Origin of the sequence: Fodinibius sp. SL11 (assembly GCF_052060035.1) — a bacterium.
Classification (GTDB): Bacteria; Bacteroidota; Rhodothermia; order Balneolales; family Balneolaceae; genus Fodinibius.
Genome location: NZ_JBPOEA010000001.1, coordinates 694,692 through 719,768, shown reverse-complemented (window position 1 = coordinate 719,768; position 25,077 = coordinate 694,692). Strand labels below are relative to the sequence as shown.

The window sequence follows — 25,077 nt, the reverse complement described above, 5'->3', positions numbered from 1 at the left end:
AAACTATTGATGGGCGATGGAGAATTGGGTCCAAGGATGTTCGTTTGGAGGTGTTAGTTCAAATTGTATTTGCTGCATTGTTTTCGGATGATTAAATGCTAATTCTACAGCTCGCAATGCCATTGATCGCCCGTCAGGTTGATTATGGCCATATTTGTAATCTCCCCAAATGGGATAGCCTTCATGAGCCAGCTGTACACGAATTTGATGGGGACGACCGGTTTGCAGATGTATAGAAAGCAAGTTGAGATGATCGGCTTCTTCCAATTTTGCAAATGATAGTTCAGCTTGTTTACCCTTTTGGTTACTTGCGGACACAACCCCAACAATATTGGCGTTACGGTCTTTATGAAGGTAATGAGATAACACGCCGTTTCTGGGAGGATTGCCCGATGTTATCGCCCAGTACGTTTTTTGCATGGTCCGGTCGCTTATCTGCTCAGATAAATTGTTAGCTGAATTTCGTTTTTTGGCCAGTAGCATAAGTCCACTTACCGGACGATCGAGACGGTGTATTAATCCCAGGTAAGGATTGCCGTTTTGTGATCGGCCTAAGTACTCCTTGCAAACCGATAACACATCCGGATCGCCGGTATGATCTTCTTGAGAAAGCAGGCCGGCCGGTTTATCGATGAGGAGCAGGTCGTCATCCTCATAAATTATTTGAATATTGGGATCGGTTAGGGTCTGTTTCATGATCGTGAATTATATCTGCTTATAAGCCATTTATAGCGATACAAAACTAATGATTTTATATACAGCATCGAAGTGGAGGGGGTGGATAATTTCCGGTTGAAATAAGTAGTTATCATTTCCAATCAAGCATCAGTATCAGTAAGTTTACGGGTGTTTTGATCAGTAAAATTTTAACGTTTCATTTCGAAGAATGAGTGATAATGAAAATGCTGAGGTGGATGTTCAGGAGAAGGTTGATAACCTTCCACTTTCGCCCGGTGTGTACATGTTTAAGGACAAAAAAGAACGGCTACTTTACGTAGGTAAAGCAAAACGCCTGCGAAACAGAGTGCGTTCCTATTTTCAGAATTCCAGTGACCACGACGGACGTATTCGCGTAATGATTCGTAAAATTGATGATCTGGAAGTTATTGTTACGGATTCCGAGGCAGAGGCTCTTATCCTTGAAAATAACCTGATCAAAAACCACCAGCCAAGATATAATATTCTTTATCGGGATGATAAATCCTATCCCTACATCTGTGTGACTAACGACGATCGGTCACGTGTTTATCCTACCCGTACGGTAATTAATGACGGGAGCAAGTATTACGGACCATACGACAGCGTTACACACATGAAACGCATGCTCGAAACAATTCGTAAGGCGTTTGATCTTTGTACTTGTGCAGTCTCTCGTAAAAATATCGATCGTACCAAAGGTCCGCCAAAGTGGCATTCCTGTTTCGATGATTACCTTGAAAGCTGTTCTGGTGACTGGGATCTGGAAGAATACCAATCCACCATTGATAAGGTGGAGCGAATGCTTAATGGCCGAACGGATGCTCTAATCAGAGATCTAAAAGAAGAAATGTCAATCGCGTCGGATGCCCTGGAATTTGAACAGGCCGCCCGCATTCGTGATAGCCTGGAAGCCGTTCAAAAGTACAGTAAGAAGATGAAGATGGTGGCCGATAAAAAGGTGGACCGTGATCTATTTGCTGTAAAGGTTGATGAAGAAATTAATGAGGCCTGCGGCGTGCTGTTTAAAGTTCGTGAAGGGAAACTGATTAGTAAATTTCACCGCTTTTTGAAAAATATAAAACACCTGGAAAAAGGAGAGATGTTACAGTCATTTGTGGAGGACTATTATACCGGTCAGCATGCCGGAGGCATTCCCGATGAAGTGTATGTAAGTGATGCATTGATTAACGAGGAACCACTTGCCCAGTATCTTTGGGAGGAACGCGGCAAAAAAGTGCGCATCCATCGTCCGCAGCGCGGAGAAAAGGCCAAGATGATTCGGATGGCGCTATCGAATGCTAAATACCTGTTGGGAGAACGGAAGCTGGAAAAAGAGAAAGCTGCACAGAAACGTATTCCGCATTCGGTAAAAGAGCTTAAAGAACAACTTGACTTGCAGCGATTACCGCGACGTATTGAATGCTTTGATAACTCCAATTTGCAGGGTAGTGATCCGGTGGCATCAATGGTTTGTTTTGTGGATGCGCGGCCCAAAAAGAGTGAATACAAGCGTTTTAACATCAAAACGGTAGAAGGACCTGATGATTTTGCCTCTATGAAGGAGGTACTCAGTCGTCGTTATAAACGTGTGATGGATGAAAAGCAGCAAATTCCTGATTTAATTGTTGTTGATGGAGGAAAAGGACAGCTCAGCAGTGCGGTGGACGCGCTTAAGGAGATCGGTTTTTATGGGGAATGTGAAGTGATTGGGCTGGCCAAGCGCCTTGAAGAGGTATTTGTGCCTGAAAAGTCTAAAGCCATCATGATCCCCAAAAAATCGTCAGCATTAAAATTATTACAGAAAGTCAGAGATGAAGCACATCGATTTGCGGTATCTTTCCACCGCAATAAGCGATCAAAACGGACGATTAAGACAGAACTCACGCAAATTAGTGGCATCGGTGAAAAGACGGCCAAGCAACTGCTTAAGGAGTTTGGTTCTGTAAAATCAGTACAAAAAGCCCCGCTTGAGGCTTTGAAGAAAGAAATTGGGGATAAAACCGGACAAAAAGTCTATCAGTATTTTCATAACTCATCATCCGAAGAAGAGTAGTACCAGTTTTATATTTCCTTGAGATCATATACGCTATCTTTATTGAAATACACGAAAGTGTAAAAGATGTTGAAAGCTTTTTAGAGGTGTTAATCAGAGGATTAATTTTTGATGATGAAAAAAATTTCTTTTAATAATGCATTCTGTCAGTAATCAAGGTTTCGGCATAAATATTGCAGACAACTGATGTAACATTAACATGTGATAGAAAATCGGTTCAAGAGCATTTACAATTATTGTAGCGATGTTGTTGAATGATTCTTAACCGATAAGGAACAATATATTGTAATGGTTGTTAATGTATCACATGGTGATAATGAACTCTTTGCAAATAAAATTTTGTTCTGATTATAGGTTAAGGTCAAAATGTAAGCAATAATTAATCATTGCTTACAGTAATGACTAATTTTTCTTAAATCAGGCGTGAGGTTATTATGAAGCTCGAACAATCAAACCACATAAGTAAGAAGTATCAACAGCTGGATGATAAAGATTTGGTTCGCTTTTACCGTCAAAATGGTGATGAGCAGGCATTCAGTGAATTAATGAATCGCCATCAGACAAAGATATATTCCTATATCTACAGTATGGTAAAGGATGGAGCTAAAGCTGATGATATTTTCCAGGAAACATTTACGAAAGTCATTACCAAAATGGACGATACGTATAATGAACAGGGTAAATGGATCGCCTGGGTTATGCGCATTGCCCATAATGCAACAATCGATTATTTAAGAAAACAAAAACGGTTTGTGGACGTTAGTTCTAACTACGACAAAGAATCAAACACTGATTTCTATGATCGTTTGCCTGATGAAGATCTTGTCAGCGCACAGGAACAACTCGAAAAAGATGAGGCAAAAAGCAGTTTAATGCGTCATATTGGAGAGCTTCCTGAAGAGCAACGTCAAGTAGTTATGCTGCGACATTATTATGAAATGCCGTTTAAAGAAATTGCAGAACTTACAGATGTTTCTATTAACACCGCACTGGGACGTATGCGGTATGCGCTAATAAATCTTCGAAAACTTTTTGATAAAGAAAAAGAACAAGAAGAAAACAGTTATGCGGAACGAGGATAATAATGATTGTATTCGGTACCTGATGAAGGAGATGGATCCCTCTGAAGAACTGCTAATGGAGCGGGCCATGATGGAGGATGAGGATCTGCTCATTGAAGTAGAAAGCATGCGGCAGACCCTCAAAAAGCTTGACCAACTGCCTGAGGTTAAGCCTCCATCTGATGTTACCGAAGCCATAAAGGAAAAAGCTGCTGAACAAGCCAAGAAAAACCGAAATCAGAATCAGACCTTTAGTCCGGCCTATAAATATGCTGTGGCAGCAACACTGGCCCTTACTCTTACCGCTGGCGGAGCTTGGCTTTTTATTGGCAGTGGAGATACAAAGTCTAACAATTCGGAGCAAACAACTACGGCTTCTGTTTCCTCACCCACTGCTGCTCAAACGCAGGGTATAGATCGCGTCAGTTCAGGAGACAATGGGGTAAGTTCTACCCAATTTGCAGGCAGTAATTTCAATAGTACCACAAAACAAGTTACTGCTGAATCCAGTAACGTTGATCCGTGGATTGATCGAAATGATATTATTCGTTTTGAAGATCAGTTTTCCAATCAACAGCAGCAGTTTCAAACTATTCTGCAGAGATCGACCGAAAAGTTACAGCTTATCCAAGAGCCTACTATTCAAAACAATCGAGTCAACTCTATTCAATTAACGGGATCCGGTAATTAACACTGTTTTTTGAACTTAAAAGCTTCTATACTTCTCTATCTGATTTCTTATTGTTTAATTGGTTAGAGAATGATTACCCATACCGAAGCTATAATATTTAAATCGGTTGACTACCAAGAGTCCAGTAAAATTGTTACAGCTTTTACGCTTGAGCACGGGAAAATTGCCCTTATGGTTCGAGGCGTCAAAAAGCCCAAAAGCAAGTTTTCAGGACTCATCGAACCGGGTAACATTTTGGACGTCGTTTATTACTATAAATCATCACGTTCGGTTCAAATCCTTTCTGAGGCCAGTTATTCGGTAAAAAATAAGAATCTTCGGTTGGATTTTGAGAAGATGGCCACTATGACCTCGGCTATCGAGCTTATAAGTCAGTTGTTGCATGACAACGAGATTAATGAACCCCTCTTTACCTTCACTAAAAAAATGCTTTGTTGGCTCAATTCTGCTGAAGTACATCCCCCCAAGCTATTTCCGTATCTTCAAATACGACTGGCTGAATTAACCGGGATAGGACTCCAATTGGACACGCATAGTGGTGATAATAAAACGAACTATTTAAACCTCGAATCCGGTTTAGTTACTAACAAGCAGGTGTCATCGCACTCATATAAATTAACGCCCAATCAGCTTTTATATATTCGGATCGCCCTGATGGCTCAAAGCTCTGCGTTGTTTGATATTGATTTTAAGACCAGTGAATTGCGGCATTTAATCGAGCATCTGGATCGGTATTTGAAATATCATGTTGAAGGGCTTAAGGCTCGAAAGTCAGATGCTATCTTTGAACAAATATTACAGGAATAGGTTATGAAATTTAACAACCGGTATTTAAGTGGTATCCTTCTCATTCTTATTGGGATTATTGTAGGCACTTTGTTCGCATTCTATAGTTTGTATACTCCTGTTGATGATAGGGCCGACGTTGATGTTACAGAGGTAAAACATAGTACGGAACCATTATTTACCAGTGAACAACTCGAGAACCTGGATGCCCGGTTTTTGTTTGAACGTGTTGCTGATCGTGTAACGCCGATGGTCGTCTATATTGAAACTACGGTTCCGTTTTCAAGGAATAATATGCCCGACGATGAATTTCATGATGAAGATAGCTTTTGGGGGGATATGCTCCCCAAAAGAGCCCGAACGGTGGGGTCTGGAATTCTGATAAGCAGTGACGGCTATATTCTTACGAATAATCACGTCGTTGATGGCGCTGTAAATGACGACATAGAGGTTGTGCTTAACGATAAGCGTACATTTAAAGGGCGAATTGTCGGACAGGATCCCACAACTGATTTAGCGGTGCTGAAAATTGATGCCCGGGGACTGCCGGCTATCACAGTCGGTAATTCGGATAAAGTGGGTGTTGGAGAATGGGTGTTGGCGATTGGCAATCCCTTTCGACTTCGATCAACTGTTACAGCGGGCATTGTAAGTGCCTTGAGTCGGGATGTGCAGATTATCAATGATCAAATGCGGGTAGAGAGCTTTATACAAACAGATGCCGCCATTAATAAAGGCAACAGCGGTGGAGCATTGGTTAATACCAGTGGTGAGCTTATTGGTGTCAATACGGCTATTGCATCCCAAAGTGGTAATTATCAAGGTTATGGTTTTGCCGTGCCCTCGAATCTGGCGGCAAAGGTTGCCGAAGATATTATTGAATACGGAGAGGTAAGGCGAGCTTTGCTGGGGGTCACTATCGTCAGTATTGATGCAAGGATGGCTGAACAATTAAATATGGACACTATTCGCGGAGTATATGTGTCAGGAATTTCGCCCGGAAGTGCTGCCCAGAAACATGGAGTCCGTACGGATGACGTTATTTTGAGCGTGAATGGAGAAAAGGTTAATGAATCTAATCAGCTTCAGCAAAAGATAGCTGTATTAAATCCCGGTGATATTGTGGAACTTGGTATCTATCGTGGGGGGAAAGAAATTACCAAACAGGTAGTGCTGGGTATGCTGGAACGGGAACAGGAAGAGCTTGCTGGGCGTCAAGAAGAACCCCGTGAGTCTATAGAACCTCAGCAACGAGAAGCAGAAAGGAATGATAACGAGGGAGTGCAAGAGGTTGAATTTGCCACTTTTGAGCTGGGATTTCGGGTGATGGCTTTTCAAAATGCTGGTCAGGAAGAAGTGAAATTGATGATAATAGGTGTTATAACGGGTTCAGATGCAGATCGTATTGGTTTACAAGAAGGAGATCGTATTTTGAAAGTTAATGGTCATAAAGTTGAAGATCTGCAATCTTTGAGGCATTTTATAACGCAAAATTCTGAGACTGATGAAAGGTTTTCCTTTGAACTAAAATCTCAGGATGGAAACATAAAAACCATTCAATCCAAATAGTTTAGGTATTAATTTAATGCGACGTATTTTTTACTTTTTAGCGGTAGTAGGTTTTGCAGGGTTATTTGTTTCATGTGCAGGCTCAGGAGAGGTGACCCCACAGCAAGAAGAACCACAGAAAGAAGTTTCAAATTATCCATCATGGTATCCACAGCAGGAATTTGTATCGGATGATACCGATCTTTTTGCGTATGCTACAGCTATTGACACTGATTCGGCCGCTGCTGTTAACAAAGCAAAATCCTGGGCTGTTAAACAATTGGAATCTTCGGTATCGGATAAGTTGGAAGAAATACGCTCTGAAGTTGTTGTTGACGAAGGCAAAGGATCAGGGTTAGATGAAGCTCGATTTCTAATGGCCTTACGCAAAGCCCCCAAGGCGGTGGAACCTTTGGTTGAGACTGGAAACATTGAAGTTCAAACCGTCGAAGGGTATGAAAGTGTTCGCGGATTTGTAGAAATAAGCGTTAAAAAAGATCAACTTATTCAACGTATTGGTAAACGGTTAGGGGGGTATGAAAAAGCCTGGAATACGATGAAGAAGTCTGAAGCCTTCAACAGCTTTTAGGTAATTTTTTGAAATACATATAAATAAAAAAGCCCGCAAAAGTGATTACACTTTGCGGGCTTTAGTCTTTTAAGAAGAGATCAATTACATGTTTGAGATGATTTCTTCTCCAAATTCTGAACACTTCAACAGTGTGGCATCATCCATAAGGCGTTCAAAATCGTAGGTGACGCGTTTTTTCATGATTGCTCCTTCAATACCTTTCTCGATGAGATCAGCGGCTTCGGCCCATCCCATATATCGAAGCATAATCACACCTGAAAGGATTAATGAGCCGGGATTTACTTTATCCTGACCGGTGTATTTAGGAGCCGTGCCGTGTGTGGCTTCAAATACAGCTAATCCCGTGTTATAGTTGATGTTTGCACCGGGGGCAATACCAATTCCACCTACACAAGCGGCAAGGGCATCAGAAACATAATCGCCATTTAGGTTCATAGTGGCAATTACGTCATATTCATCCGGACGAGTTAAAATTTGCTGTAAAAAGGCATCAGCAATTACATCTTTTATGACAATACCATTGGGCAGCTTACACCAGGGGCCGTCACCAATAACTTCTGCGTCATATTCCTCGCGTGCTACTTCGTATCCCCAATCCTTGAAGCTACCTTCCGTAAACTTCATGATATTCCCTTTGTGGACAAGCGTAACACTATCTCGGCCCTCAGATATAGCGTAATCGATAGCAGAGCGCACCAGGCGTTTAGTGCCTTCTTCAGAAATTGGCTTGATACCCAATGAGGTCGTATCTGGGAAGCGGATTTGATCAACGCCCATTTCATTTATCAAAAAGTCTTTCAACTTTTTGTTTTCAGGTGTTCCCGTCTGATATTCAATACCGGCGTAAATATCTTCAGTATTTTCACGGAAAATAACCATATCCGTTTTTTCGGGATGTTTAACCGGGCTTGGCGTTCCTTTGTAATATTTTACCGGGCGCACGCAAGCAAAAAGATCCTTTTCTTGGCGAATAGCAACGTTTAGCGAACGAATTCCACCACCTACAGGCGTTGTCAGAGGTCCTTTAATAGCAACTTTATAATCTTCAATGGCATTGAGCGTATCTTCGGGCAGCCATTTGCCTTCACCATAAAAATCAACGGCTTTTTCACCGGCATAAATTTCAAACCATTCTATTTTTTTATCACCGTTGTAGGCTTTTTCGACGGCGCTATCCAATACATTTCTCATCGTCGGCGTTATGTCAATGCCGATGCCGTCACCCTGAATAAAGGGAATAATTGGATTGTCGGGAACCACAAGCGAGCCATCAGACTTTACTTCAATTTTGGTACCAGTTTCGGGAGGTGTAATCTTCTCGTAACTCATGAATTTTGGGATAAATTTCGAATTAAATTTCGGGTTCGCAGTATACCAAAAAAAATCACCATCTGCATGCTATCAGTCATCCCTTGAAGGGATAAAAATTGAATGAAATTCTCATTATATTAAGTTTAAGAAAACAAAGTCAGTTAAGGAACGGAGATTCTTATGATTAAGGGAATGTTTGATTACCGGCCCAAGAACAAGAAGTTTAAATACAAGTACCGGTATTATGATCCGGAGAAGGAGATGAGTCGACGGGAACGCATAAAGATCCGTCGTAACCGTAAGAAATATCACCAAGGTCGTTCTGTAATGCTATATGCCTTGGGATTAGCACTGGTCATCTACATTATGTATTTATTATAACTCCTTATTGGATCTGCTAAATTGCTTACATGCAGATTCATAATTTTGTATTATCCCGCCAACAAAAATCATAAAAGAAGTACAGACATTTGAGTCAGGAAACGGAATCCCAGCAATCCATAATACGAGAACTTCCTCCCGAAATCTCCAACAAAATAGCCGCCGGTGAGGTTATTCAACGACCCAGCTCGGTCGTCAAAGAACTATTGGATAACGCTATTGATGCCGGAGCTGATCAGTTGAAAATTGTTATTCAAAATGCCGGACGAACACTTATCCAAGTTGTTGACAACGGCTGTGGGATGGGAAAGCAAGATGTTAAACTCTGTTTTGAGCAGCATGCCACTTCAAAAATTCAAGATGTAAATGATCTGTTTAAAGTCCGTACGTTGGGTTTCCGCGGTGAAGCCATGGCATCAATTGCATCCGTTTCTCAGGTTACGCTCAAGACCAAACGCCCGGGTGATGAAATGGGTTGGAAATATGAAATATGGGGTGGGGAAGAAAAGTCTTTTGAACCCGCAGCTGTGGAGGATGGTACTTCGGTAGCAGTCCGAAATCTTTTTTATAATGTCCGGGCGCGGCGACAATTTTTGAAGACTGATGCCACTGAATTTCGACATATTTTAAAAACCGTTCAGCAGGCGGCTCTTGCAAACCCTGATCTGGGATTTGAGCTTATTGCTGATACGGATACCATTTATGACCTCCCTAAAGAGCAGAATATTAAAGAGCGTATCACGGATATGTTCGGCAAGAGTTATAAGGCCAGCCTGATCCACTTTCGGGAAGAAACCAGCTATTTGACTGTACATGGGGTCCTGGCAGATCCCAAACTGACGAAGCGCAGCCGCGGGGAGCAATTTCTATTTGTCAACGGACGTCCGATTCAACACCGTTATTTAACACATATTGTTCTCAATATTTATGATGCCTGGACTGGTGACAAGGATTATCCCTTTTATGCCATATTTCTGGAAGTCGATCCCAAGCAGGTAGATGTCAATGTGCATCCTGCCAAAGAAGAGGTCAAATTTGAGGATGAACGCAGTGTTATTAAACTGACGAAATCAGTTGTAAAGAAAGCACTGCACGAAGAATTTATGGTTCCGGATGTACCTGACAGAGATGAAGAAAACAGTTTTTCTTCTTCGAAAGGATTTTCTTCTGATTTTAATTTTGGTGGGCCGAGGAATAAACAGCAAAATGGAGGGGGAAAGAAGCCGGTAAAATTTCCTTCACGTATTAATTTTGATCGGCCGAAATCCCAAAGAGGGGATCAAAGTAATTTTTCAAAGCAGCTGTACGATTTTGATCAGCCCGAGAAGAACGAACAAACTCAATCTGAGCAGGCCGATCGCCCGAAACGTATGCGCGATCGCGGTTTTTGGCAGTTACACGATCGGTATATTTTAACCCAAACACGGTCCGGCTTGTGTATGATCGATCAGCATGCGGCCCACAAACGCATTATTTTTGAAAAGGCGCTGAGTGCAACCGAAGCGGCTATCCCCAGTACCCAGCAACTGTTGTTTGCCCAGACCATGGAGCTTTCCGCTTCAGAATTTTCCTTACTCGAAGAATTACATCCCATTATTCAACGAATGGGCTTTAACATCCAGCTGATGAGTGGTAATACCGCCATGATAAGCGGGGTTCCGGCTGATATTGATGTTGGGGATGAACAATCCGTTTTGAAGTCGATGCTGCAGCAATATCGGGAACTGGACGGTAAATTTGAGTTTGATGAGCGTCGGAAACTGGCTATCGCTTTTGCATCAAAAACGGCTATCCCGAAAGGAAAAAAACTGACCGATCTGGAGATGGAGAACCTGCTTGATCAGTTATTTGCCTGCGATGAGCCCTATAAGGATCCGCTTAACATACCGACCTTGGAATATATTCCACTCGAAGATATCGAAGCACGTTTTCGTTAATTAATTACTAAAACCCTTACTGCATTTTAGAAATGTGGGAAGGATTGAAAGCTTTTAAAAAAGGGTTACATGAATATTTTGGCTGTAGAGCCGTTTTACAGCGGCTCCCATAAAGCTTTTTTAAAGGGACTATCGCAATATTCCCGGCATAATATTTTTCCCATTAACCTGAGTTATAAGGGACGAAAATGGCGTATGCACGGTAATTCAGTAGTATTGGCCGGGATGACTCAAGAGGTAAAAGAGGAAATTGATCTCCTCTTGGTAAGCAGCATGACAAATCTGCCGGCTTTTTTGTCATTGACCAATCCTCGTTTTGCTAACATCCCCAAGGTGATGTATATGCACGAAAATCAGTTCACCCAGCCAATGCCGGAAGGAGAGGAGCGCGATCAAACCTACTGCTACCTCAACTACCTGAGCATGCTATCGGCGGACAAACTTATCTTTTCATCTAATTTTCATCGTGATGATTTCCTGAAAGCACTGCCGGAATTTCTGGAAGACTATCCCGATGACAAATATTACTATCCGGTTGATAAAATAGCTGATAAAAGTGTGGTGTTGTATCCCGGTCTTGATTTAAAACGTTTTGATACGCAGGCCGATCAGCGTAATGATAATGATAACCCGGTGATTGTTTGGAACCAGCGCTGGCAGTTTGACCGTAATCCCGCCATGTTTTTTCGTGTCCTCAATCGTCTAAACGATATTGACCTTACTTTTGATCTGATTCTGGCGGGAGATACGCAGCATGAGAAGCCTGAAGAGTTTGAGAAAGCCTGGGAGCGGTATGGCCGACATATTACGCATTTTGGTTATGTTGAGGATCGCGAAAACTATAGCCGTTTGCTTCACAGCGGCGATATCGTGGTTTCAACAGCGACGTACGAATTCTTTTGTGTAGCGATTATGGAAGCTATCTACTGTGGATGTCACCCGTTAGTACCTAACCGTCTTCACTACCCCGAGTTAATTCCCGAGAGTCTACACAAACCTCTCTTACATGCGCCTGTACTGTATGATACCGAAGACGATCTGTTTCACTATCTGAAAGATCTGTTGATGAAAGAATCCAAACCCTTGCCGAAGTCATCCCTTCAAAAAATCAATAAGCATTTAGATTGGTCTGATCGTATTGATGAATTCGATGCTATGTTTGAAGAGTGTCTGAATATGGATATTTCTTCGGCCTTGTCTTGATATTTTCAGAATGTCAGTAATATTATCGCTACTTAATTAGTAGGCCAACAAATCATCCAAAACATTTTGTAGCCTGTCATCTGCCAAGTAATGTTTTTCCAACTTCGGACTAAAGGGTACGGGCATATCCAGCGAAGAGCAGCGCATTACTGGTGCATCTAACTCTTCGAAGCATTCTTCGGTGATCAGGGATGAAATTTCGCTCATTGGTCCCAGTGTAGTCGAGGGCTCTTGCAAAAGCAGTACTTTATTTGTTTTGGCTACGGATTTTTTAATGGTTTCCATATCCAGTGGTGCCAGACATCGCAAGTCTACAATTTCAATATTGATTCCTTTCCCATCGTATTTATCAGCTATTTCTTGAGCCCAATGAACGCCCATGCCGTAGGTGATAATAGAGACATCGGTTCCTTTACTGATGATATTAGCCTTACCAAGTTCCTCCGGCATACAGCTATCAGGAGTTACTTCTCGAATACTGCGATAGAGCTTTTTATGTTCAAAGAAGAGCACCGGATTGGGGTCGTGTAAAGCGCTGTACAACAGGTTTTGCGCATCTTCGACCGTAGATGGGACCACAATCTTTAAACCCGAATGCTGCATGAACCAGCCTTCGGGCGATTGGGAATGAAATGGTCCTGCACCGACGCCTGCACCATGCGGAGCCCGAATTGTGATGTTCAACGGAGGCATCCAGCGGTACTGTCCTTTGGCGATATTGTTTGTAATCTGATTAAATCCACACGAGATGAAATCAGCAAACTGCATTTCTACCACTGGTTTAAACCCTTCGAGGGCCAGACCCAGGGCACAGCCCAAAGCACCGGCCTCAATAATAGGCGTATTTCGGATACGTTCTTTGCCAAACTTTTCTGTAAATCCTTCGGTCACTTTAAAAACTCCGCCATATTCGGCGATATCCTGACCCATAATCACAAAGTCCTCATTCTCCTCAAATGCCTGTTGCAGCGAGAACTGAATGGCATCCACAAAACGTTTTTCAGATTTTGAATCATTCGTTGGAGGAGTATTAGAGTAATCAACAGGAGTAAATATACGGTTGGTTTGCTCCTGGAGATCAAATTCAGGCTCATCGGCTTCGAGGGCTTTTTCCAATTCAGGCATGAATCGGTCATCAACCTCATCCTGTAGTGAAGTCAATTCATCCTCTCCCGAAACAATCTTCTCAGATTTAAGCCACTCCGTAAAGCGATCGATAGGGTCTTTTTCGCTCCATCGTTCAAACTTTTCATCAGGAACATAAAACGTACCCGATGCTTCCTCGTGTCCCCGCATGCGGAATGTTTTGGCCTCAATAAAGGTCGGACCTTCGTTTAACGCATGCTCCTTGGCTTTGGATGCAGCATCCATCACGGCAAAAATATCGTTGCCGTCAATTTTGACTCCGCGCATACCATAACCCTGGGCTCGATCCACGAGGTCTTCTGGAACAAACTGCTCGTTTGTGGGGGTGGAGAGGCCGTAGCCGTTGTTTTCGATGACAAAAATAACCGGCAGCTCCCAAACAGCAGCCAGGTTAAGGGCTTCATGAAATTCTCCCTCGCTGGTCCCGCCATCCCCGCAAAAGCTTGCGGCTACAAAATTTTCGTCGCGCAGCTTCGAAGCCAGTGCCAGCCCGTCGGCTACGGGCATGGTGGCAGCTAAATGAGAAATCATGCCCACAATTCGTTTTTCGGGTACCCCAAAATGAAATGAGCGATCACGTCCGCCGGTAAAACCGTCTGCCTTGCCCAAAAGCTGGCAAAACAAGGTATATAAATCGACGCCGCGGGTGGTAAAGAGTCCCAAGTTACGGTGCATGGGCAGCAGATAATCATCAGCAGAAAGGGCAGAGGTGACGCCCACTGAAATGGCTTCTTGCCCCATGCCTGAGAACCACTTGCTGATTTTATTTTGTCGGAGTAGCTTAAGCATCCGCTCCTCAATACGGCGGGGAAGAAGTAAGTTTTTATATAGGGTAAGGGCTTGGGGATCCGTTAAATTTTTATGTGGCTGTATCATTAAATAACTGGCAGAAATAATAAATTAATGGGACAATTTTGATGGGCCTAACATGCAGTAGTTAAACAATAATTGCAACTGGCTGAAGTAATTTTTTGCAGGAAAATGTGACTGACTAATAAATACATAAAGTTAAAACCCATAACACTGTTTGGAATGAATGTTGGAAACTTCCTGAAACTCTGTGTATCCTCTGTGCACCATTTTTCATTGGAATAATTTTTTCATAAACAGTTGGCAGCATTAAAAGACAGACAGGCCTACATCTATGTGTTCCTTGGCGCCGCTTTATGGGGTATTATTGGTTTATTTATAGATGAGCTTTCCCAAGCAGGTTTTTCTGCTCTTCAAATTGTGACACTTCGTGTGGTTAGTGCCTCCGTGATGTTGGTTTGTTATCTGGCCCTTAAAAATCCAAAACTGCTTAAGATTGAGCTAAAAGATGCTTTGAGCTTTATCGGGACCGGTATCTTCAGCATCGTATTTTTCAATTGGGCATATTTTACGGCTATTGAAGAGGTATCACTTTCGGTGGCTGTTATTTTGTTGTATACCGGACCTGCTTTTGTGGTGATCTTATCTCGTATATTTTTCAAGGAGCCTATGACATCCCGAAAAGTAGGTGCCCTTCTGTTAACGTTATTTGGGTGTATGCTGGTTATAAAAGTGGTTCCCATCGGAGTAGAACATATTTCATGGTACGGTATTTTAGTGGGGTTGGGGTCCGGTTTCGGTTATGCCCTGTACAGTATTTTTGGCAAGCATGCCCTCAAAAAGTATAAATCGCTCACGATTATAACATATACATTTGTTTTTGCCTCCCTGGTGATGCTTCCGGTAAGTGGGGTTACTATTAAATCAGAGCAATTGGCTTCCACACATGTTTGGATGCACATTTTAGGGTTGGGATTCTTCCCAACGGCCTTAGCTTACTATTTATATACTTCAGGATTGTCGATGATCGAAAGCGGAAGGGCATCCATAGCCGCAACGGTTGAGCCTGTAGTGGCAACACTACTTGGCGTTTTGGTTTTTAATGAGATACTTACGTTCTATCAGGTTATTGGAATTTTGCTGGTGCTTGTCGCCGTTATCCTGGTACAAATTAAAAGAAAAAGAACTGTTAAATAGCTGAAATAAAGAGATATGGAAAAGAGAAAAACTTCAAAATGGGCACTGGGGAGCATGGCGTTTGGAGTAACAGCTGCTATCTTGTTATGGCTATCGGGATACGGTTACCAATGGGGATGGTGGCAATTTAGTACAGCATTAATATGGGTTATTCCAAGCAGCTCAATACTGGCTCTTATTAGTTTTGCCTTATCATTGGTTTTTGGAGCAGCACGAAGAAACAAACCGAGCATCAAAGGGATTGTTCCTGCAGTAGTGGGATTACTTTTGAGTATCACTGTGATCGGAGTGATCGGATACTGGTTTACCGAAGCACAGCAATATCCTTTTATCCACGATATAACGACAGATATTGAGAACCCTCCGGAGTTTCGAGCTGTCGTCCCGCTCCGCACTGAAGCACAAAATGATATTGCCTACAACCGGGAGAAAAATGCTGATTTCCAACGTTCCTATTATCCTGATATTCAACCGATTTACCTGGATATGACATATTCTGAGGCTTTTGAACGAGCACTTGAGGCTACTCGCGAGATGGAATGGGAGCAGATTGTTAGTGTTGACAAACAGGGTGGTACTATTGAGGCCGTTGATCAGCTGGCCTGGTTTGGATTTAAAGACGACATCATCATTCGCTTAGATACTGCGAAAGTCTCGGATGATATTAAGCTCGACATGCGTTCGGCATCACGAATTGGCAAAAGTGATATTGGCAGAAATGCTCAGCGCATTCGGGTTTTTATGAAGACTATAAAGAATCGGTAGCATCATATCATTATTTCGATTTGATGCTGGTTTATCTATTTACTTTTGTTCGGTTTTTTCTGTTTTTGATAATTCTTGAAATTAACGTAGTGATCTTATCAAGCGAGGCACAATGCTCACATTTTATTACGGTACCGAATTGGAAAAATTGGCCGACCAACTTTTCCAAGAGCTGGAAGATAATCCACTAAATCCGCTTGAAGAAGAAGTTTTTGTGGTTCAAAACCATGGCATAGGTCAATGGCTTTCGCTGCGGATGGCCCGGCGTAAGGAGGGTATCGCTGCTAATTTAAAGTTTGAGTTTCCTTCTGAGCGCATCTGGAGCCTCATTCGATTAATGGATGATGATATTCCCCAAACCTTACCGTCAGACCGCGGTCCATTAACGTGGACACTCATGGAGCTTTTTGAAGAGGAACAGTTTCTGGAAGAGTTTAAAAATCTGCGTGACTATATTGGAGAAGACGAACCTGCCACACGTGCAATGCGCAGCTGGAAGCTGGCCTCGAAAATTGCAGATGTCTTTGATCAATACCTGATTTATCGCCCACAAATGATATTAGACTGGGACCAGCGCAAGTTGCATACGCAAAACGTAGAAGCTGAACAGTGGCAATCCCGGCTTTGGAGAACCCTTTGTAATTACTGGGATAATAACTACGATGGTAAGTATCTGCACCGAGCTAAATTACAGTATCAACTCTGGGAAGCCATTGAGCAGGGGGACCTACAAAAAGATCAGTTGCCCGATCGTATTACGGTATTTGGCGTTTCATCGGTCTCTCCGGCTTTCATCAAAACGATGGTAAAACTTTCGCAACTGACGGATGTTTATTTCTATCAGTTGTTAATTGATCCGCATGTTACGGATGGTGATCAGTTTCAAAATTCGTTGCTTCAGTCACTGGGTTTAGAGGGAGCTAATTTCATGTCTCTTTTTTCCAGTGTTGCTGATGTCGAACTTAAATCGGTGGGTGAATCCGATTATTCCCATGGATCGTTATGTACTAGTGTACAGTCTGATTTGAGTAATGACCAACTACCATCGGGGCAAACGTCGCTTCCAAATGTTGATCAATCTATACAGGTACATAACTGCCACAGCCCCATGCGCGAAGTTGAGGTGCTATACGATCAGCTGTTGGCGCTGTTAGATGAGAATCCAGAACTCAATCCAGATCAAATATTGATTATGACGCCCGATATTGAGACATATGCTCCCTTTATCGAGGCAATTTTTGGTACACCGGATGAAGGACAGCTGGAGACCCCATTTTCAATTGCAGATCGTGCTGTAAGTAGTGAGCAACCTGCTACCGAGACCTTCCTGAAAATTCTGAACCTCGTCGATAGTCGTTTTAAGGTCACCGATGTGCTTGATCTGTTGGATAGTGATCCCATCCGGGAAGCTTTTGATTTTACTGATGATGAGCTAAATCGCATAGAGCAGTGGGTGGCCGATAATCAAATTCGCTGGGGAATCGATGGACAGAAAAAAAAGAGCTTGGACCTGCCTGAGAGTGATCATTTTACGTGGCGGGCTGGATTACGTCGTATCCTTTTGGGTTATGCCATGCGTCCATTGGATGATCAGCTATACGAAAATATCTATGCTTATAATGAGATTGCAACCTCGGATGATGCAGATTTGGCCGGAAAAATATCGTATTTCTTGAACCAGCTTTTCCAGGTATCCAATCGTACAGATACCCCTCATAATCCGGAAGAGTGGAAAGAATTACTAAACGATATCGTTGATACTTTTCTGCCTGATTCTCGTGATATTTTCTGGGAGATTAATAATATCAGGGAATGCTTTAACGATCTGACCGATTATGCAGACTTAGCCGGATATAATCGACCCATAGCATTTTCAGTATTACGTCGCTGGCTGGCAGACCAACTACAGCAGCAAGCCACTGGTGGGGGACGGTTAGGACGTGGGGTTACATTCAGCTCACTGATGCCCATGAGGAGTATTCCATTCAAGGTAATTGGGATGATTGGGATGAATGAAGGTGCTTTCCCACGGTCAAAAATTCCTATTGAATTTGATTTAATGCATCTTGATCCACAGCTGGGAGACCCGGTTCAATCGGAAGAGGATCGCTATCTGTTTTTGGAAAATGTGCTCTCCGCTCGATCTCACCTTTATTTCAGTTATGTAGGACAAAGTAACAGTCAGGATACCGATTTTCCGCCGTCGGTAATACTCAGTGAATTTATCGACCATCTCGAAGAATATTATGGGTTCAATGCTAATGATCTCATCACAAAGCATCGTTTACAGGCCTTTAGCCGACAATACTTTACCAATGACGATTATTTTAGTTATGCTCAAACCCGAAAAAAAATCAGTGAAAGGTTACAATCACCCGATACAACGGGGACTGATTTTTTCGATAAGCCACTGCCCGAACCTGATGAAGAGTGGAAGCAGCTTTCAATATCTGATTTGATCTCCTTTTTTCAGCATCCTTCAAAGTATTTGTTGCGTAATCGATTGGGGCTTTATCTGCGGGAGGAAGATATCCTGACTGATGATCGGGAGCCTTTTGAACTGGATAATCTATCCGGTTATCAGGTAAAGCAAGAGTTGTTGGATCGCTACCTGAAAGAGCAGTCGCTTGAAGAGTATCACAAGGTGATGCAAGCACGTGATATACTGCCCGAAGGATGGACCGGAGAGCAGGAGTATCAACGGCAGGTCAAAGAAGTGGAGGCGTTCGGAGAGGAGATTCAACATCGTCTTCATGATCAGTCGTTGGACGATATTGACGTTGACCTTGAAATGAATGGATTTCGAATTTTGGGCAAATTGGAAAATATTTATCAGGGAGCACAGATGGATTATCGTTTTGGGAAAGCAAAACCTAAATATTTAACGGCATTTTGGATTCGGCATTTGCTTTTTCAACTAACAAAACCCAGCGGACATCCCGGGATAAGCAAATATTTTAGTTGGGATGATAGCTCTTTCAAAGCATTGTATTTAGCCGCAATTGATGATGCTGAGAACATACTTATAGATTTGATACAACTTTATCGGCAAGGATTATCTAAGCCGCTCAAGTTGTTTTGCAAATCCTCCTATCAATTCGGTGAAAAGGTGTTCAATAAAGGCAAAGATATTGAAGCAGGGATTAGCGGTGCGGAAAAAAAATGGGAGGCAAACAGCTATGGAGGAAATTACTATCCGGGCGAAGGCGATGATGCCTACTACAAGTTAGCGACGGGCGGGAAAGATCCTTTTGACGAGAAGTTTATCACAATCGCTGAAACAGTATGGTCGCCGTATTTTGAGATTGTAAATAAGGAGGATTCTTAACATGGAAAAGATGAAGCTGTTAAAACCTTTTGAAATAGATTTGTCGGGTATTAACCTGGTGGAGGCCAGCGCGGGGACAGGGAAAACGTATAACATCACTTCGCTGTACATCCGAGCGCTCATCGAGCAAGATATTTCGGTAGGCAAAATTCTGGTTGTTACGTACACCGAAGCGGCTACTAAGGAACTTAAAGATCGCCTGTTGAGTCGCATTCGAGCGTCAATAGAGGTATTAGAGTCCGGTCGAGTAGATAAAGAATCGGATGATTTTTTAGAGGCGTTGTTGACAGAGGTCGATCGTCCCCAAAAGGCGGTGGAAAAACTCGAGGCGGCCGTCCGCACGTTTGATGAAGCCTCAATTTATACCATCCACGGGTTTTGCTACCAGGCACTGCAGGAGCAGGCATTTGAGAGTCGAGCCATGTACGATGCGGAGATGATTGGCGATGATAAAGAGCTGGTGCAGGAGGCTGTGGATGATTACTGGCGGAATTGGGTGGCAGAGGTTTCAAAAAATCCTCAAAAGAAGTCCTTACTTAAACTACTTAATGATAAGGGAATAAATCCCGATTCGCTGGCTAATGAGCTAAAAGACTATATCGGGAAGCCATACCTGAAAGTGCTGCCTGAAAATGCCCAAATTGAAGGATTAGAGTCTCGATTGGTGCAGCTACAGGAGCTGCATGAGAAGATGAAAATCATCTGGAAGGATGATCGCTCAGAACTGTTATCCCTCTTGAGTAGAGACGAAATGAGCAACTACCGGTCGAATTGGCTTTCAAGCTGGTTCGGTAAAATGGATAAAATATTCTATTCGGATATTGCTACTATAAATGTCTTTGACAAATTTGAGCGGTTTATCCAAAGCTATATTGATAATAGCTTGAAAAAGAATGCCGTTAGGAATGGGATTGATCCGCCTCAACACCAGTTTTTTGAATTGGCTGATGAATATTGGGAGATTACTCAATCAATAAAAGATTATGATGTTCTTTTCAAAAAAGGACTGTTGAACTTTCTACGCGAAGAACTCAATCAGAAGAAAGAAGACCTTCAGGTGCTTTCGTATGATGATCTGTTACTGCGGCTTCGCAACGCCCTCCTGGACGATGAATATGGAGCGCGGTTAGCTTCAAAACTACGGCAGAAATATCCCATTGCTCTGGTGGATGAATTTCAGGATACGGATCCCAATCAATACGATATTTTTCGTACGGTCTATAAGGATTCGGATGGTGTATTGTTTATGATTGGCGATCCCAAACAGTCAATATATGGTTTTCGGGGAGCGGATATTTACTCGTATATCAAAGCGCGAAAGGATGCTCCAAAGCAAAACCGCTATTACCTGGATCGTAACTTTAGATCAACCCCCGTACTTCTTGAGGCGTTGAACGCTTTCTGGGGACAGCACGATCGGCCTTTTGTGGTAGATGATGATATCGAATACAAAAAGGTGAGGTCGGGCAGGAGTGAGGATGAATATGAGTCGTTAACAGAATATGGATCGGATCGTCCACCTATTCGATTTCGAAGTCTTTCGAAACCGGGGCAGGATGCCCAAAATAAATCTGATGTTCGCAAAAAAGCTGCGGAGGATACGGCCAACCAGATTTATCGATTGCTGGAAGGCGGAAGGAATGAAGATGTGCATATTGGCGACGACCCCGTCGAAGCAAAAGATTTTGCTGTGTTGGTACGCAAACATAAACAAGCCAATTTGATAAGTGAGGCCTTGAAAGAACTCGGGATTAAAAGTATTCGCCATAGCGATCAAAGTGTCTTTGAAAGTGATGAGGCAGCTCACCTTGAGCAGTTGTTGAAAGCTGTGGCTGAACCGGGGAATGAAACGCTCATCAGAACAGCATTATCGCTTCCGCTTACCGACTATTCGGCCGCTCAATTATTTGCTATTGAAGATGATGATAATTGGCCTGAGATGCTTCAGCAATTTTCGGATTGGCATAAAATGTGGATAGAGAAAGGGTTTTCTGCAATGTATCGCTCTTTGTTAAAAACGTTGGGTGTTCAGGAGCACGTAATTAAATACAATGACGGTGAGCGGCGACTGACCAATTTATTGCACCTCGGAGAATTACTGGAGGAGGAATCCCGTAACCAAAGAGAAGGAATACGCAGTTTACTACACTGGCTGGCACGAAAGCGCCAGGATACGACCAACAATAGTAGAGATGAAGAACAGATGCGCCTGGAAAGTGATGAGGCCTTGGTAAAGGTCGTTACCATGCACAAAAGTAAGGGGCTCCAATATCCTATTGTGTTTTGTCCGTTCTTATGGGATGGACCACGAATTCAAAAGAACGGAAGTCCGCTTACGTATCATCATACCAACCAGCCAGAAACTGCCTATCTGGATTTAAGTGGTAAGGATGGACCAAATCGACCCGAAAAACGATTTTACCATCACAAGGAAGAGTTGGCAGAAAGCCTTCGGTTGGCTTACGTAGCGATGACACGCGCTGAACATTGCCTGTATTTAACGTGGGCTTTTGCCAAGGATACCGAGTTTTCATCACTGGCCTACTTGCTACAGGATCCGGATCAAGCCGAAGCTATTTTAAAATCAAAAGTGGATTATGGAGAGTCGGTAGATTGGTCTGCCGATGAGATGCATGAAGTACTTGAAACCCTTTGTAAGAAAAATAGTCACTTATTTACTCTTGAAGAGGGCACTAATGTCCAGGGGGATAGCACGTTTAATCAGTTTGAAGACGACCAGAAGCCATATAAAGTTAGAAGGTTTAATCGGTCGTTACCGCTAACAACCAGTTACAGCGTGTCAAGTTTTTCATCGCTTAGCAGCTGGATGGAGGAAGATGATCCTGATGTACCGGATTATGATCAGTTTACTGATTATGAAAACTATAAGGTACCGGATGAGGATTATCCTGAAGAAAAAACCATGTTTACTTTTCCAAAGGGACCACAACCGGGGACGTGTATCCATAATATTTTTGAAGATTACTTTTCGAAATCGGGTGACAAAAATCAGGTTATCACCAAACAGTTACAGCTAAATGGCATTGATGGGGACTGGAAAGATACCGTTTCGGATATGCTTGAACTGGTGTTGAATAAATCGCTCCATCAAGATAATGAAGCCTTCAGCTTGTCTGCTGTTAAAGATAGCCAGATTCCAGAGATGGAGTTTTATTATCAAAATGGGCGGATTCAGACTCGGAAACTGTTATCCATTATTAGAGGTGAAACCGCTCCTGACTGGGAAAATAAAGGCATGGCAGTAACCGGTTTTTTAAAGGGATTTATAGACTTGACGTTCGAGTTTGACGGGAAATATTATCTACTGGATTACAAGACCAATTATCTCGGAGATGCTATACGCAATTATCGTCAGGATCAATTAGAACAGGAAATGAAAGAAGCCTCTTATGATCTACAGTATCACATTTATACCGTGGCACTTCATCGATTCTTAAAAAAGCGCCTGCCGTCTTATACCTATGAAGATCATTTTGGGGGTGCTTTTTACCTTTTTGTAAGGGGTATGAATGGACAGGGTCGGGAAGGCATTTTCTTTGATCGCCCTGAGGAACAAGTCATTACTACGTTGAATGCATACATCAAAGGGGAGAAGTGATGGATAATATAATGCAGGAATTGGATTCACTTCGCCAAAAAGAAATTATTCATGCCATTGACGTGGAATGGGGTCGTTTTCTCAAGGAATGCCATCCAACACTTAACAATGAAGTCCTGATCGCTGCCTGCTTGGCAAGTTACCTGTATCAACAAGGAAACGTGTGTGTACCCTTGGACGACTATGCCGGTCAGCCTGTTTTTGAGAACCAATCAAAAGAGGACGGGTTAAAAGGTCCCAAACTGGATCAATGGCTGTCAATGTTGAGAGCATCCCCCGCTGTAGGTAAACCCGGCGATTACAAGCCCCTTATTTTAGATGACGGCAATCGTTTGTATATGCACAAGCTTTGGCATTACGAACACACGCTGGCTGAACAACTGGTTGCACGGAGCCGTGAGCAAGTTGATAATATTGATGAATCGCTATTGCAGGATGGATTAAAACGCCTTTTTACCGATGTATCTCAATCTCCGGATTGGCAGCAAGTAGCTGCTGCTACGTCGGTCCGTAATAAACTCTCCATTATCTCGGGTGGACCGGGAACGGGAAAGACTTCAACCGTGGTACGTATTTTAGCATTGATTTTGGAACAGCATCAAGATGATCTAAATCCATTGAATATTGCTTTAGCGGCTCCCACGGGTAAGGCTGCAACTCGTCTGCAGGATGCTATTTTAAGTGCCAAGGAGGGCTTGGATGTTAACCCGGAAATCAGGGGAGCTATCCCTGAAAAAGCACAAACCATACACCAGCTGTTGGGCGCCCGGCGCTACAGTTCTCAATTTAAGCACCATGCGGATAATCCTGTGCCGTATGATCTGTTAATTGTGGATGAAGCCTCGATGGTAGATCAGGCATTGATGAGTAAGTTGGTAGAGGCTTTGCCTGATGATGCCCGACTTATTTTATTGGGGGACAAAGATCAGTTGGCTTCGGTAGAGGCCGGATCGGTACTCGGCGATATTTGTGGTATTGAACATAATATATATTCCCGAACAAATGCTGAATGGTTAAAGACGTTATCGCTCGATGTTTCTGATAAGTTTATCACAAGCGAATCCTTTCCACTCATCGATAACATTACGTTACTGACCAAGAGTTACCGGTTTTCAACGGACAGCGGTATTGGGCAATTAAGCAAAAAGGTAAATGACGGAAATGCCGACCAAGCAAAGTCACTTTTGCAATCGGCAAATGATGATATCGGCTTTCACAGCATTAATAGCCAATCAGCATTGGAATTGGTTTTAGGCCAAAAAATCTCTTCGTTCTTTAAAGATATATTGGACGCTGAAACTCCACGCCATGCGGTTAAAAAGTTTAACCGGTTCCGGATGTTAGCAGCTCATCGAAAAGGGCTCTGGGGTATCATCCATCTCAACAGACTTACTGAGCAAATACTGCAAAACCAGTCACTCATTCCCAAATATGCGCAATGGTATCCCGGGAAGCCGGTGATTATCAATACCAATGATTATACGTTGGGGTTGTTTAATGGAGATACCGGAGTTTGTTTGCAGGATGAGAATGGTGACCTGAAAGTATACTTTGAGAGTGAGGGCGAAGTACGTGGGATAGCCCCAAGCCGGCTGCCCGATCATAATACGGCTTATGCCATGACAGTTCACAAAAGCCAGGGGTCAGAGTTTGATGAGGTGTTGTTGGTATTGCCACGAACCGTTTCAAAAGTCGTGAACAGGGAGCTTTTATATACGGCCATCACAAGGGCACGAACAAAAATTACCATTGCCGGTCGAAAACGGATTTTCGAAAAAGGGATTCAAAAGAAAATTCGCCGTTCCTCGGGCTTAAGAGACCATCTTTGGTCATAAATAAGGGTAAATTTCCGTCTAATAATAAGGGAATTCAAGCGTTATCTAATTTCAGTAATTAAGACAAAAAAATTGGAACAAAGCCAATTATTTTGAGTATTAATTATTGAACATA

At 42.7% G+C, this 25,077-nt stretch carries 17 protein-coding genes; 14 read left to right on the top strand and 3 right to left on the bottom strand.

From position 1 onward, the window contains the following. Positions 1–3: 3 nt before the first annotated feature. Positions 4–696 carry an RluA family pseudouridine synthase gene (locus ACQ76V_RS02985; protein ID WP_440998980.1) on the bottom strand — a complete coding sequence of 231 codons (693 nt, stop codon included), beginning with the start codon at positions 694–696 and terminating at the stop codon, positions 4–6. Between the two features lie 190 nt (positions 697–886). On the opposite strand from ACQ76V_RS02985, the gene uvrC reads away from it, so the two are divergent. The 6 genes from uvrC (at position 887) to ACQ76V_RS02955 (ending at position 7,427) form a co-directional block, all read left to right on the top strand. Then, positions 887–2,752, top strand: coding sequence for an excinuclease ABC subunit UvrC (gene uvrC / locus ACQ76V_RS02980; protein WP_440998979.1), 1,866 nt, complete (start codon positions 887–889; stop codon positions 2,750–2,752). A gap of 434 nt (positions 2,753–3,186) precedes the next feature. Continuing rightward, positions 3,187–3,834, top strand: coding sequence for an RNA polymerase sigma factor (locus ACQ76V_RS02975; RefSeq protein WP_440998978.1), 648 nt, complete (start codon positions 3,187–3,189; stop codon positions 3,832–3,834). Further along, on the top strand, positions 3,818–4,504 hold the full coding sequence (locus tag ACQ76V_RS02970; RefSeq protein ID WP_440998977.1) for a hypothetical protein: 687 nt from the start codon (positions 3,818–3,820) through the stop codon (positions 4,502–4,504). Before ACQ76V_RS02975 ends, ACQ76V_RS02970 begins: the two co-directional genes overlap by 17 nt. A gap of 69 nt (positions 4,505–4,573) precedes the next feature. Then, a complete protein-coding gene (gene recO, locus ACQ76V_RS02965; protein WP_440998976.1) occupies positions 4,574–5,311 on the top strand; it encodes a DNA repair protein RecO in 738 nt (245 codons plus the stop codon). Between the two features lie 3 nt (positions 5,312–5,314). Further along, complete coding sequence (locus tag ACQ76V_RS02960) at positions 5,315–6,859, top strand: trypsin-like peptidase domain-containing protein (protein WP_440998975.1); 1,545 nt, start codon at positions 5,315–5,317, stop codon at positions 6,857–6,859. 16 nt (positions 6,860–6,875) lie between these two features. Then, positions 6,876–7,427 carry a hypothetical protein gene (locus ACQ76V_RS02955; RefSeq protein WP_440998974.1) on the top strand — a complete coding sequence of 184 codons (552 nt, stop codon included), beginning with the start codon at positions 6,876–6,878 and terminating at the stop codon, positions 7,425–7,427. Between the two features lie 84 nt (positions 7,428–7,511). Here ACQ76V_RS02955 and icd read toward each other — a convergent pair whose 3' ends face one another. Continuing rightward, positions 7,512–8,759: an NADP-dependent isocitrate dehydrogenase gene (gene icd / locus ACQ76V_RS02950; RefSeq protein WP_440998973.1), complete on the bottom strand. Its 1,248-nt coding sequence runs from the start codon at positions 8,757–8,759 to the stop codon at positions 7,512–7,514. A gap of 162 nt (positions 8,760–8,921) precedes the next feature. Between icd and ACQ76V_RS02945 the strand changes: the two genes are divergently transcribed. From ACQ76V_RS02945 to ACQ76V_RS02935, 3 genes are all read left to right on the top strand, one after another. After that, complete coding sequence (locus ACQ76V_RS02945; RefSeq protein ID WP_440998972.1) at positions 8,922–9,122, top strand: hypothetical protein; 201 nt, start codon at positions 8,922–8,924, stop codon at positions 9,120–9,122. Positions 9,123–9,211: 89 nt separating this feature from the next. Beyond that, positions 9,212–11,059 carry a DNA mismatch repair endonuclease MutL gene (gene mutL / locus ACQ76V_RS02940; RefSeq protein ID WP_440998971.1) on the top strand — a complete coding sequence of 616 codons (1,848 nt, stop codon included), beginning with the start codon at positions 9,212–9,214 and terminating at the stop codon, positions 11,057–11,059. Positions 11,060–11,128: 69 nt separating this feature from the next. Beyond that, positions 11,129–12,262, top strand: coding sequence for a tRNA-queuosine alpha-mannosyltransferase domain-containing protein (locus ACQ76V_RS02935; protein ID WP_440998970.1), 1,134 nt, complete (start codon positions 11,129–11,131; stop codon positions 12,260–12,262). Positions 12,263–12,298: 36 nt separating this feature from the next. On the opposite strand, the gene ACQ76V_RS02930 is transcribed toward ACQ76V_RS02935, so the two are convergent. Continuing rightward, positions 12,299–14,284 carry an alpha-ketoacid dehydrogenase subunit alpha/beta gene (locus ACQ76V_RS02930; RefSeq protein ID WP_440998969.1) on the bottom strand — a complete coding sequence of 662 codons (1,986 nt, stop codon included), beginning with the start codon at positions 14,282–14,284 and terminating at the stop codon, positions 12,299–12,301. 234 nt (positions 14,285–14,518) lie between these two features. Between ACQ76V_RS02930 and ACQ76V_RS02925 the strand changes: the two genes are divergently transcribed. From ACQ76V_RS02925 to recD, 5 genes are all read left to right on the top strand, one after another. Next, complete coding sequence (locus ACQ76V_RS02925; RefSeq protein WP_440998968.1) at positions 14,519–15,415, top strand: DMT family transporter; 897 nt, start codon at positions 14,519–14,521, stop codon at positions 15,413–15,415. Between the two features lie 15 nt (positions 15,416–15,430). Beyond that, positions 15,431–16,180, top strand: coding sequence for a DUF1499 domain-containing protein (locus ACQ76V_RS02920; protein WP_440998967.1), 750 nt, complete (start codon positions 15,431–15,433; stop codon positions 16,178–16,180). Between the two features lie 112 nt (positions 16,181–16,292). Next, on the top strand, positions 16,293–19,508 hold the full coding sequence (gene recC, locus ACQ76V_RS02915; protein ID WP_440998966.1) for an exodeoxyribonuclease V subunit gamma: 3,216 nt from the start codon (positions 16,293–16,295) through the stop codon (positions 19,506–19,508). Between the two features lies 1 nt (position 19,509). Further along, positions 19,510–23,127: an exodeoxyribonuclease V subunit beta gene (gene recB / locus ACQ76V_RS02910; RefSeq protein WP_440998965.1), complete on the top strand. Its 3,618-nt coding sequence runs from the start codon at positions 19,510–19,512 to the stop codon at positions 23,125–23,127. Beyond that, positions 23,127–24,962 (top strand): exodeoxyribonuclease V subunit alpha, encoded by a 1,836-nt coding sequence (recD, locus tag ACQ76V_RS02905; RefSeq protein ID WP_440998964.1) that lies wholly within the window; start codon positions 23,127–23,129, stop codon positions 24,960–24,962. The genes recB and recD overlap by 1 nt, the downstream gene beginning before the upstream one ends. The last annotated feature ends 115 nt before the right edge of the window (positions 24,963–25,077 follow it).